Here is an 11,247-nt window from a genome sequence, read left to right on the forward strand (position 1 = left end):
ATTAGTGAAAGGATGAAGGATGAAGATCACCCACAGACACAGCATGTTTGAGACTTCGGAGTTAATGGAATAAGCAGAAAGAATAAAAATGGTGTTAACCTGAGTTTATCAAAATGATAAACTCGGGGTAAGCTAAAATCTGTCATTTATGTGAAATCTTTGAGATTTGGACAGAGCCTTATAAAAATGCCTTATTACAAAATAATAGAATGCTAAGAATCAATAAAAATAGGACAAGAAGGAGAAAAAATGGGATATGCAATAAGGATATATGAAGCTTTTAAACATTTAGGTGAAGAACCTGCAAGGATTCTTGATGAGTTTGTAGAATACATGGAAAGCAGAAAGGCTGCAACAACTGAGGAGATAAAGGAAACAGAACTTTAGCTACGAAAAGAGATAGAGTCAGTTCGTCTTGAGATAGAACAGGTAAGAAAAGAGAATAAAGAAACCGAAGCAAGACTTATAAAATGGATGTTTGCATTTTATACAGGGCAAATTATAGCCATTGCAGGCCTTCTAGAGCTGTTTTTAAGTAAATATAGGAGGCAAGAAAAATGTTGCAAAATATGAGATTCAGCTCAACGAAATTTAAGGGAATAATTTCAGTTATCTTGGTTGCAATTAGTATTGTATGGATAGGGTCAATATGTTTTGCTCAACCAAAAGATGATGCCTACGTGGACTTATGTGATGTTATGGATAGATACCATAGAACATTTGATGTTTATACTGACCTATCAGCAGCAGGCAATCATTTTATGATACTGGAAAAAATGGGAAAAGATGTAGAAATTAAACCTGGCAGTAAAGAATCCCCTCATAGTGGTGCTGATTGTATAGAAAATAAATTTTATGGGACAGACACAAGCTGGGGCGGTTGGTATTTTATGAATGGAGTATTAGAAGGAGAAGAAAGTTGGGCCAAGGCTAACTGGGGTGATTATCCTAATGCAGGCTTTAATTTAACAGGTGCTAAAAAACTTACCTTCTGGGCTCGAGGTAAGGATGGTGGGGAAAAGGTAGAATTTTTTGCCTTTGGAGTAGGAAGAAATGGTTATACTGGTGAGTCTAATACTACTTACCCAGATTCTTCACCTAAGGTAACTATATGTGGAAAATTGGTAACACCGTGTTATATCACTTTAACTAAGGAGTGGCAGCAATATACAATAGATTTAACAGGGTTAGATTTGAGCTATGTGCTTGGTGGATTTGGCTGGATAACAAATGCTCAACAGAACAATAACAAAAGCATTACTTTTTATTTGGACGATATCCGCTATGATAAAAGTCGCTTAGATGAACCAAGATTTCTGATAAGCTATGAACTTCTACCAACTGATAAACCAGTTTTAAAAAATACTGCATATACTTACGATAATGCCTTAGCCCTTTTGGCTTTTTTGGAATATGGCGATTTAATGCGAGCAAGACTTATTGCAGATGCCATTTGCTATGCTATAGAACATGATAGATATTTTTCTGACGGTCGGCTTCGTAATGCATATGAGGGTGGAGATTTAAAACTTTTTCCTGGCTGGAGACCTCATGGAAAGGAATCCACTGTAAGAATACCTGGCTGGTGGGACACAGAAGAGAATAAATGGAATGAAGATGAGCATTGTGTAAGCACTTACACGGGCAATGTTGCCTGGGCTATGATTGCTTTACTCTCCTTTTATGAAAAAACGGGAGAAAAAAAGTATCTTAATTCAGCTATAACTTTAGGAGAATGGATAGAAAAAAATGGTAGAGATGATAGAGGAGCGGGTGGTTATACTGGTGGTTATAAAGGAGGGGAAGAAACAGCCAATAACCCTCTAGGGCAAACGAAAATCCTCTGGAAGTCCACAGAGCATAATATAGATGTCTATGTAGCCTTTGAGAGATTGTATAGACTTACAGGGAATGAAAAATGGAAAGAAAGGGCTTTGCATGCCAAGAAATTTGTTGAATCCATGTGGGATGAAAAAGAAGGACATTTTTGGACAGGTACTTTAGATGATGGTATTACCATAAATAAATCAACCATTCCCCTTGATATACAAGCCTGGGCAATAATGGCCTTTGGTGATAAATATAAAAGGGCTATAGAATGGGCAGAAAAGAACTGTTATGTAGAAGACAATGATTTTAAGGGATTTGATTTCAATAATAATAGAGATGGTATCTGGTTTGAAGGTACAGGACATATGACCATTGCCTATCAAATTATAGGGGAAAAAACAAAAGCAGATACATATCTTAAAGAATTAGAAAAGGCACAAAAAGAAGCTCAAAATGCAAATGGCAAAGGTTTGGTGGCTGCTTCCCATGACGGGGTAAGTACTGGATTTGACTGGGTATACATTGCAAGGCTTCATATAGGAGCAACGAGCTGGTTTTTGTTTGCTGAATTGGGCTACAACCCATATTGGAACACCAAGATAAACAATCCGGTTGCAACATCACTTACCATCATCAAACAGGGCGCAGGCAATGGCACAGTGACCAGTGATGATGGAGGCATAAGCTGTGGTAGTGATTGTACAGAGAGCTATCCTTTAGGCACAACAGTGACTCTTACAGCAATACCTGATGAAAACTCTACATTTGCTGGATGGAGTGGTGGTTGTAATGGCCCAAATTCAACATGCACAGTTGTTATGAATTCTGATGTAAATGTAACAGCAGTATTTTCATCGCCTAATCAGAATCAATATCCATTAATAACCAGTTATAAGGGGTTGCCAAGTGAGGGACCTGTTCCTTTAACAGTCACATTTACATGTGATGCATATGATCCAGATGGGAGTATAGCAGAATATAGGTGGGATTTTGATGGAGATGGTAATATAGATAAGGTAAGTTCTAATAATACAGTTAGTTATACTTATGAGGAGATTGGGACGTATAATGCAAAGGTAATAGTAGTGGATAATGAGGGTGCTAATAGTTTTAATCAAATACCTATTACTGTATATGAATGCACTCCAGATGGAGATGTAGCGCCCCTTGGAAATAGAGATGGTGTAGTAAATGTTGGAGATGCATTAGTAGCGCTGAGGTTTGCCCTAGGTTTAGAGACCCCTACACCAGAGGATATATGCCATGGTGATGTAGCTCCCCTAAAAGATGGCAAGCCAAATCCAGATGGGAGTATAACAGTTGGGGATGCCCTGGTGATTTTAAGGAAGGCAGTAGGGCTAGTTGATTTTTAGTTAAGTGAGAAAAGGGCGAGTTTAACTCGCCCTTTTCTATTTATAATGGGTGATCATGTGATGTTAAAAAATTACAGCTAGGTAGCAATGTCATTAACTGTGATTTTTTTTCTGGCAAGAAAGACCAAGGTTTTGTACTAATGATTTTGCTTAGTCCATTAATTTTGATATTTCAAACTTAAATGAGCCTGGTATGGTAGCGATCCTTGTTGAATCGTGAAGCGTGAACCGTGATTGGTGAATCGTGAACCGTGAATCGTGAATTGGATGAGGAATATAGAAAATGTGTAAATTTCGTTTCAAAGTGTAACCGTTCATACGTGTTAATGTTATAATTAAACGCATTAATGGGTTCAAAAAAATACCTTAAAGATGGAAAAGGGTTAATGGTAAAAAAATTTAAAAACATAAGGAGGGATGCCATGAAAAAGGTGGTGTTTTTTTTGTTAGTGTTTTTTTGTCTATCTTATGTGGCTTATGCAAAACAGATCACAGTTTGCCCAGATAAAGGGAGTGATGGGTGCGATTACACAAGCATCCAGGCAGCAATTAATGCAGCTGCAAATGGAGATGAGATCTATATTAAAAAAGGTGTCTATAGTGAGGAGGATATTAACATAACAAACAAAGATTTAACTATTAAAGGGGAGAGTGCAAACTCCACTATTATAAATCCAGTAGCAGGTAGAGGAATTTATATCTGTTGCGCGGCGGATTATTGGTCTAAAACTAAAACTTGTAATGTAAATTTGTATAATTTGCAAATTAGGGGAGGTTCAGTAGATTATGGAGGAGGGATATATGGAAAATCCGATTATGCAACTTTGAATGTGTCTATGCATCAATTGTATGTAGTCGGCAATTCAGCATCAAGTGATGGTGGAGGCATATATTTTACTAGTGGTGCTAATGGTCATTGGGTAGTTTCTGATTTTAATTTAGAGATCATAAACTCCAATATTGATAGAAATGTAGCTTCTGGAAATGGTGGAGGGCTTTATTTTAAAGGTAATGGAGTTGTAACCATAAAGAATACCACTATCCAGTCCAATACAGCAAGTGGGATGGGTGGTGGTATTTATAATCAGGATAGTACCACTTTAATAATTAGTGATTCATACATCAAGGGTAACACATCACTTGCCAAAGGTGGTGGGACATATCACAAGAGCAGTAAGGAAGTTGTTATAACTAAATGCACCATTGAGAATAATTCTGCTGATGTGGGAGGAGGTGGTATTTTTAACGAGGGTAGTGGAGTGTTAAAAGTTAATAATTCAAATATTCAAGGTAATTCAGGTGGTTACAGTGGTGGAATAGCAAGTTATGGTACCTTAAAGGTCACATCTTGTGTTATAAAGTCCAATAATAGTACAGGCAATAGTACTGAGGGTACTGGGGGAGGAATAGGGTTTGGTGGAGAAGCTACTATAACCAAGAGTTGGATTATAGACAATTCAGCTAATTCAGAGGGTGGAGGTATTGATTTGTGGGATGAGACAAAAACAACCCTTTATCTATATTCATCTGTTGTTGCATTTAATAGGGCCAGTACAAAGGGTGGTGCAATGTGTTTGGGATCAGAATGTCATGACAAAAATGGAGATTCAGTGGTTACCATAAAAAGTTCCACAATATATGGAAACAGTGCACCAACTGCAAAGGGGGTGTTTGTGGCCTCTGGGTATAGTGAGGCTCCAATGACTCTGCAAATTCTCGACACTGTATTTGCAAATGAAGGGGATGATCTGTTATTTGAAAGGGATGAGAATGAAAATACCTATGGGAATTTTGTCATAAGATCCAATGTGTTCTCAGCTGATGTTGATCTTCCCACAACTAATATTACTAGCGGAGAAAACAGGATTATAACAGATTTGGGGTTTGCAAACCCTGATGAGTATGATTTTTCACTTCTTGAAAATTCACCTTTAATTGATTTAGACACTGGTGCAACAGCATATCTAGAAGACATAGCTGGCTCATACAGGGATGAAAAGGCAGATATTGGTGCCTGTGAATATCCTTCCAAGTGTAGTCTTGCTGATCTTCAGCCAGGCTCTCCTGGAGCTCCCCAATTTGAAACTGATATAGAGGGTGGTACAAAATTTTTGGAAAAAACTGCAATCATATCCTTTAAGATTGGTTGGAACTTGTGTGGTATCCCCTCAGTAGATGACAAGACTATCAAGAGTGTTTTTGGTGAAAACCTTGGTTCTGTATATACCCTTTGGAAATGGGACAGTAGCTACGGTACATGGAAACTATACACATCAAACGAAGATATAAAAAATTATCTCCAGGGACTGCCAACTACAATTGAGCTGTTAAATGAAAATGCAACTCTATCCCCTGGTGAAGGGTTCTGGGTCAAGGCAACTTCCTCTTTTAACATTGAGTATAAGGCATATGAAAAGGTGGAAGAATAATTCTTATTTAACTTAATTGAACAGGAAAAAAGTATTCAAATCTTTTTTTAATCCCCCCCCACAGGGTGAGGAAACTCGCTTTGTGGGGGAATGTTTTCCTGAATATAAAGTGTACCATGAAATTTACACATCTTAATTTGGTCTATTTGCCTCTCTAAAAGAAACAAGCTTGTAATTAATTGTATAGTCCTTGCTTGTCTAGACCGCCAAAGTTGTTTGCCAATGTTGGTTAAATTTAATTTACCATATCCAATAATATATAAAACTGTATATAACTTGGTAAATTAAAGAACGGTTGTTGCATTGGTGATTTAAAAAAATCAAGGATGTTTTTATTTACTATTGACAATAAGGATTGTTTAAAATTAAACTTATTTCAATTTGAAAATAGTATAGAAACATCTAGTAAATTTATTAGGATGTATTTTTGTTATTAAAGTGATAAATAATGTTTATTAAAAGGAGATATCAAATAAACCCACAAAGAAGCAGTGTATTATCTCCATGTCTTTTAAATATAAGTTTGGAAATTGTTAACATAGTGAATATATCAAGAATATTAGTTATTGTTTTTATAGTAAATTTGTCTCTTTTTTTTAATGTAAAAGTTGTATTTTGTAGTGCCAAAAAGGTTATTGCTACAGGAGCTAGTTATCTAAAGCCAGGGGAGGAATTGGTAGCTAGAGAAAAGGCATTGGATGAGGCCAGGAGGAATGCCTTGGAAAAGGCTGTTGGCACATACATTAAATCAACAACTGTTGTGGAAAATTTTTATCTTGTGGAAGACAAGATAATTTCCAGAACAAAAGGCTACTTGAAGAATATTAGGATATTGAAAGAGGGAAAGACTAATCTAGGCACTTATGAGCTTACAATTGAGGCAGAAGTAACATTAGACAGCCTTAAGGATGACATTGGTAGGTTTAAAAAACTTATATCCCTCCAAAAAAATCCCCGTGTTTTTGTTAGATTGGATCCTAGATTAAAAAAAACAGAATTTGCAACTGCTAATAAAGTTAAAACCATTTTAGTAAATAGTCTTCAACGGGATGGTTTTGTGGTGCTTGCCAAAGAACCAGACAAAACCGATGCTGGTCCCAGTCTTGTTGTAGAACTGGGTACTGAATTTGAATCAACTCTCAGTGAATATAAAGGTATAAACATAAAATTAAATGAACTATCTTGTGTTGCTTCTTTAATTAGACCTGGTGATAATACAATCCTTGCCACAGCAATGGCAGATGCATCTGTGCCAGGGGAAAATAAAATTCAACTTATAGATAGAATGTCTAAAAAATGTGCTGTTGATATTTGGACCCAACTGAAAACCAAGTTGTTGAGTATATGGGAGGAAGAATTATATGGTCAAAGGGATATAAAATTAGTGATCAAATCTATACCAAGCTATAGTGCTGCTAGAAAGATTTGCTTGGTAATAAAAGAAAAAGTGCCAGGTGTGAAGGCTATAAAATTGTTAAAATTTAGAAGACATGTTGGTATTTATCATTTAAAGTACAATGGTTGGCCTGAGTATTTAATAAATGATATGTCAATGTCTTTTTTTCAATATAGATATTTCTCCTTTAAGACTGTTTCTTTGGAAGGTAATAAGATTTTAATATCATTAAAAAAAATAAAAGGGTGGAGATAGTTGGAGGGATTTATGCTGAGAAAGTATCTTTTATTTAATCTATTGTTTGCATTTATTTTATTTGGCTGTGCTGCTGGAAAGAAATATTTTCAAATGGGGGTAGAGCTAGAGAAGGTAGGTAAATACAATGATGCCATAGCTTATTTGGAAGAAGCCCTGGAAAAAGAACCCAACAATGAAAAATACTTAGATTTTATGAAGGACCTTAAGTCTAAGCTCATTAAGAGATATATTTCACAGGCTAATTCTATACTTGAACAAAAGCAAGACGTTACAATAAATGAGGTGAGGGAATTAGAAGAAATATTAAAAAAGTGTGAATCCGTAGATAGGCATGCTGCACAAGTGATCTCATTTAGGGAAAAGGTAAGCAAATTAAGAGAAGACCTTTTAAATAAAGTAAAACAAAATTATTCCCTAGCAAAGGATGCCATAGAAGATAACCAGTGGGATAAGGCCTATTTCTACTTACAGAAAATTCAAGGTTTATTCCCCAACTATGAGGACACGCCACATTTGATGGATAGGTGTAAGAAAGATGGCACTAAGTATTATTTATCAAAGGCAAAAGAGCTTTTTTATAAAGAGGATTTTAAGCAAGCTATTTTTTTCCTGAGAAAGGGACTGATTTTAGATCCCTTAAATAAAGATGCGCGTCAGTTGTTAGAACAGGCTAAAACAAATGACACCAAAGAATATTTTTTTGAAAGCGCAAAAAGGGCAGTTTCTTCATCTAATTGGGATCTAGCTGTAAAACAGTATAAAAGAGCACTGGAATACGACCCTAATGACTCTAAGTTACAAAGTTTACTAGAAATGGCTAAATCCCAAGCCAGTGATTACTATTTAAATGAGTGTAAGGTAAATATAAAAAGTGGATTGTTTGCTAGGGCTGTTGATTCTTTTTTACTCGCTAAAAAATATATTTCAATAGATAAACAATATAAATTAGATCCCGTAAAAAAATTACTTGCTTCAAAACTTAAATCAACTGGTGACTATTTTATTTCCAAGGGGAAATATGGAATTGCCTGGTACTGGTATTCAAAAATAAAGAAAATTTATCCTGAGTACCCAAAGATATTCTTTTTGATTCAAGATATGGAAGATAAAGTAAAGCACAATGTACAAAAATCCATAGCTGTTTTTGATTTTAAGAGTCCATCAAGTAATCCCGATGCTGGAATTATTGTTGCCAATAATTTGATTACATTTCTTTTTGAAAATGCCAGCAGAGATATAAAAATATTGGAAAGGGAGAACCTGAAATCTATATTAGAAGAGATGAAACTGGGACAAATTGGAGTAGTATCAGCTCAAACCGCTAAAGAGATGGGTAGGATATATGGTATTGATGTGGCAATTATGGGAAGTGTTTTGTTATATAAAGTAGATTCTTCAATATCCAAGAGTTCAAAAACAATTCGTTATAAAATAGGGACCCAAATAGAGGACAATATAGAATATCTAAATTGGAAGGCTAGACATCCAGACCCAAACGAAGAAGAACTTAAGGAGGCACCTCCTGCTAAGTTGGCTGTCCCCAAGTATGCTGAGAAAGATATAGAAATTACAAAGGTTAGAAAGGTTGGATTTGTACAATTATCCTTTAGAATTGTAGACATAACCACAGGTGAAAACCTAGATGTAAAGACAATAAAACGTCAAAAAATTGTGGAAGATGAAACTTGCCCTGCTTTACCTGATGCCCATATTAAATACGATCCCTTAGAAGTGCCCACTGACACAGAACTACTTCAGAAAATAACAAATGACGTTGTTGCTGAACTTGGACTTGAGGTTTTAAGGCCCCTTCGCAATCTTGAGAAAAAATATTATGTAGCAGGTGAAAATCTACTTAGGCGAAGGCAGAAAATCGATGCTGCTGAAATGTTTATTTATGCAATATTTGATGAGCGTTTAAAAGGAATAATAGATTCACCAGTAACAAAAAATGCAGTAAAAAAGGTGGAAGATATATTTAGGAGTTATAATGTTAAGTTATAGGGGGTATTAGGCTGTGCATAAAAATTGTTTCTTTTTTGTTATATTTTGCATTCTCTTAAGTAATAATATATGGGCAGCCAAACCTACCATTGCTATTTTTAATTTCAGGCCAATAAACATTCAAGCCATTGGATATGATGGAGAGATTTTATACTCGTTGATAACAAGTCTTACCGAGGAAAGTAGTGTTGAAATATTACCGCGACGGGAGATGGAACAGACCCTTTTAAATGCAGGACTTGTCCAGAGCGATAATTTAGAAACAGCTATAAAAGCTGGAAAGGTTTTAAATGTTAATTACATTGTTGTGGGACAGGTGGAAAAGGAAGGTTTGAAGATAAAGACAAAAATTCACTTAATTAATGTATCTCAAGGTTGTATTCAGAAGACATGGAGCCCTGTTTTTAATGGAAGAGATGATATTTTGAATAAAATACCTGAATTTGCAAAAAAAATAGTTCAGACAATTAATTTAGCTGTGCCTATAGAAATCAAGAAGGAGCAGAGAAAAACATATATATCCCACCTAAAGGCAGAAGTAGATAAAGATAAACGTAGTATTTTATTAACATGGGATTTTGATCCATCTGATCCTATAACTAGGTTTAATGTGTATAGGTCGGAAAACAGGGATGGTCCATATCAACTAATTGGCAGTACAAATAAAAATTTGTTTGAGGATACAAAATTAAATGACGGATCCAAGTATTACTATTTAGTCAGTTCCGTCCTGTATAGTGGCGAAGAGGTGAAGCATAGACCTATAGTTGAAGTAATGAATATCAATGAAGAATTACCTTATCCACCAATAATTTTAGAAACACAGGGACTTATTAAAAGAGTAAAGTTAAAGTTTGCGCCTTCTCTTTTAAATGAAAAAAAAGGCTATAAAATAGATAAATATATTTTATATAAACAAGAGGATGGATTTAAACGGGAAGTTATTAAGGAAATAAATTCCAAAGACATAAATACACAATTAGATTTTTCCTATTTTGTGGAAGTAGATAATTTAGAAGATGGGAAGAATTATAAGTTTTGTTTAACTAGTGTAACAGACCAAGGCGAGGAAAGTCCTTGTTCTGATTTTGTCTCCATAAGAACTATTTCCCCACCAACCCTTTATATAATTAAAGACAACCTGCTTAGGGAAATAGATTTAGGTTGGTATAAAATTGAGAAGATAAAGGGTTATAAGTTGTATAGGAGATTACCTGGAGAGGATTGGGAAAAGATTGTCAATATTTATGATGAAGATAAAACACAATATTTAGACAAAAAGGATTTAAAAGACGGTTTGACTTATGAATATTATTTGACTGCATATGATTCAGAAGAAGAAACTGGACATTCAAATGTTGTGAGAGCAAAGACTAAGGATCTGCCTCCACCACCTTCAAATATAAGGGCCCAGAGCGGAATGGTAAAATCAGTGTTAATTACCTGGACCCCAGTAAATGACGAAGATATTGGTGGATATATTATTTATAGGGGACTGGATGTAAAAGATATGTATGAAATAGCTAAGGTAAAAGGTTTTACCCGTTCTTCTTATTTGGATAAGGGCAGTTTAACTGAACCGTTGGAAGATGGTCATACCTATTATTATGCCATTTCCAGTTTTAATCTATTCAATGCAGAGGGTGAGATTTCTGAAGCTGTTAAAGCTACTACTAAGTCTAGACCTAAACCTGTGAAGGACTTTGAAGGGGGAATAGAGGATAATAAGATTGTATTGAGGTGGTCTAAAAATAAGGAGCCTGACATTCGTGCATACATTTTATATCGTTCTTCTAATAAACGGTCATGGTCAGAACTTATTCAATTACCATCTAATCAAATCCAGTATGAAGATTATGATATAAAACCAGATGTTGTATATAGTTATAAAATTATAGCCGTGGATAAAGATAATTTACAGAGTGATCCACGAATGGTTCTCGACATATCATTTTCA

At 35.2% G+C, this 11,247-nt stretch carries 6 protein-coding genes; all 6 read left to right on the top strand.

Translation table 11 applies throughout. The features are described 5' to 3' along the window. The first annotated feature begins 249 nt into the window (after positions 1-249). Positions 250-387, top strand: a complete 138-nt coding sequence (locus ACYQ0O_RS12665) for a hypothetical protein (RefSeq protein WP_459893640.1) — start codon at positions 250-252, stop codon at positions 385-387. A gap of 170 nt (positions 388-557) precedes the next feature. After that, a complete protein-coding gene (locus ACYQ0O_RS12670) occupies positions 558-3,203 on the top strand; it encodes an InlB B-repeat-containing protein (RefSeq protein ID WP_459893642.1) in 2,646 nt (881 codons plus the stop codon). 422 nt (positions 3,204-3,625) lie between these two features. Then, entirely contained in the window at positions 3,626-5,632 is a 2,007-nt protein-coding gene (locus ACYQ0O_RS12675; RefSeq protein WP_459893644.1) for a right-handed parallel beta-helix repeat-containing protein, read from the top strand. Between the two features lie 541 nt (positions 5,633-6,173). Continuing rightward, positions 6,174-7,283, top strand: a complete 1,110-nt coding sequence (locus ACYQ0O_RS12680) for a hypothetical protein (protein WP_459893646.1) — start codon at positions 6,174-6,176, stop codon at positions 7,281-7,283. A 12-nt stretch (positions 7,284-7,295) separates the two neighbouring features. Further along, positions 7,296-9,290: a CsgG/HfaB family protein gene (locus ACYQ0O_RS12685; RefSeq protein ID WP_459893648.1), complete on the top strand. Its 1,995-nt coding sequence runs from the start codon at positions 7,296-7,298 to the stop codon at positions 9,288-9,290. Between the two features lie 13 nt (positions 9,291-9,303). Continuing rightward, positions 9,304-11,247 (top strand): hypothetical protein (locus ACYQ0O_RS12690; RefSeq protein ID WP_459893650.1); only part of this gene is annotated, 1,944 nt, incomplete at its 3' end.

This window comes from Desulfothermus okinawensis JCM 13304, from assembly GCF_054654515.1.

What these genes read in the sequence shown, in the direction of transcription:
- ACYQ0O_RS12685 (WP_459893648.1), top strand. Translation starts at nt 7,296, where the DNA reads ATGCTGAGAAAGTATCTTTTATTTAATCTATTGTTTGCATTTATTTTA.
- ACYQ0O_RS12670 (WP_459893642.1), top strand. Translation starts at nt 558, where the DNA reads ATGTTGCAAAATATGAGATTCAGCTCAACGAAATTTAAGGGAATAATT.
- ACYQ0O_RS12675 (WP_459893644.1), top strand. Translation starts at nt 3,626, where the DNA reads ATGAAAAAGGTGGTGTTTTTTTTGTTAGTGTTTTTTTGTCTATCTTAT.
- ACYQ0O_RS12665 (WP_459893640.1), top strand. Translation starts at nt 250, where the DNA reads ATGGGATATGCAATAAGGATATATGAAGCTTTTAAACATTTAGGTGAA.